Annotated in this window: 1 protein-coding gene; it reads left to right on the top strand. The window is 72.8% G+C overall.

Translation table 11 applies throughout. The features are described 5' to 3' along the window. Positions 1-305: carboxyl transferase domain-containing protein (locus B3H47_RS12355; RefSeq protein WP_286987395.1), on the top strand; the 305-nt coding region annotated here is incomplete at both ends.

The following is a 305-nucleotide window of genomic DNA, read 5'->3' on the forward strand; positions in this document are numbered from 1 at the left end:
AACGCCGCCGCCCTGCAGGCGCTGGTGGACGACCTGCGCGCGCGCCAGGCCCGCGTGGCCGAGGGCGGCGGCGAGGCTGCTCGCGCCAAACACGTCGCCCGCGGCAAGCTGCTGCCGCGCGAACGCGTGGCGGCGCTGCTCGACCCCGGCTCACCCTTCCTGGAGTTTTCTCCACTGGCTGCGCACGGTCTGTACGACAACGCGGCGCCCGGCGCCGGGATCATCACCGGCATCGGGCGCGTCAGCGGGCGCGAGTGCATGATCGTCTGCAACGACGCCACAGTGAAGGGCGGCACCTATTACCC

Origin of the sequence: Thiomonas sp. UBA7699 (assembly GCF_002482605.1) — a bacterium.
GTDB lineage: Bacteria > Pseudomonadota > Gammaproteobacteria > Burkholderiales > Burkholderiaceae_C > Thiomonas > Thiomonas arsenitoxydans.